The organism is Sphaerospermopsis reniformis (assembly GCF_005402885.1).
GTDB lineage: Bacteria > Cyanobacteriota > Cyanobacteriia > Cyanobacteriales > Nostocaceae > Sphaerospermopsis > Sphaerospermopsis kisseleviana.
Genome location: NZ_BJCE01000501.1, coordinates 1 through 1,053, shown reverse-complemented (window position 1 = coordinate 1,053; position 1,053 = coordinate 1). Strand labels below are relative to the sequence as shown.

At 43.7% G+C, this 1,053-nt stretch carries 1 protein-coding gene; it reads left to right on the top strand.

Translation table 11 applies throughout. The features are described 5' to 3' along the window. The first annotated feature begins 437 nt into the window (after positions 1-437). Positions 438-929: a 2-amino-4-hydroxy-6-hydroxymethyldihydropteridine diphosphokinase gene (gene folK, locus FFR48_RS28035; protein WP_137669590.1), complete on the top strand. Its 492-nt coding sequence runs from the start codon at positions 438-440 to the stop codon at positions 927-929. Positions 930-1,053: the final 124 nt, after the last annotated feature.

Here is a 1,053-nt window from a genome sequence, read left to right as displayed (position 1 = left end):
AAAAGGTATATCGCCCCTAACCATACTGGCAACCATCCCAGTTGATATACTCGTCATCTGCTCAAGTACCCGCCTTACCTGCACCAGCATAGTTGGCGGTACGTATGCAAGTGACGCCTCCCCGTTTGTGGCCTCCTCGTTTTTATGATTATTCCCACCTGGCAAGAGCAGCTCCTCCCCAGAGCTACATCAGTTTATTATTGATGCCGAAAGGCTAGGGTTGTTGCGCTCATAGCGTTAGAACATCATACCTTATAAATAATCAATTAATTCAGGTAAAATTGATTTATTTGCCAAACCGTTATTTCCATTGGCTTTGGCAGATGATTAAATAATTTCAGGGAGATCAAGACTTATTACCAAATAGGAGAAAGTTGGTAGCTGATGCAGCAAAACTGATCCCCTGCCTCCTAGCAAGAGCATTCAGCAGCAAAAGAATGTCTAAAAAATTCGCCAGAAGTGCGATCGCTCTCGGCAGTAATATGGGTGATCCCCAAAGAACTTTAGCAGCCGCTTTAGAGACTTTAGCCCAAACCCCTGGTATTATTCTCGAAGCAAAATCCAGTTGGTATAGAACCAAAGCCGTAGGACCGCCACAGCCAGATTATTTAAATGGCTGTTCCATATTGCAAGTAGAAATGTCTCCACAAGCTTTATTAACCAGCTTGTTAGCAATTGAACAAAAATTTGGTCGTGTGCGTCGAGAACATTGGGGACCGAGAACTTTAGATTTAGATTTATTGTTGTATGATGACTTAATCTTAAACGAGCCAAATCTCCAGATCCCCCATCCCCGGATGCACGAGCGAGCTTTTGTCCTAGTCCCATTGGCAGAAATTGCCCCAAATTGGAGAGAACCCCTATCTGGTTGTACAATTGAGAATCTGCTGCAAGAAGTAGACCGTTCTGATGTACATTTAGTTAAGTAGGGGTTGCTGAGAAAGTCTTTCCGTGAGGGCATAGGAGTCAGGAGTCAGGAGTCAGGAGTCAGGAGGAGATTTGAAAATTTCTTTGCCATCTCTTGAAATCCCAAAAAATGCACACTTTTTCCGG

Bases quoted from the DNA above. Each gene is read 5' to 3' on its own strand.
- folK (WP_137669590.1), top strand. From the start codon at position 438: ATGTCTAAAAAATTCGCCAGAAGTGCGATCGCTCTCGGCAGTAATATG.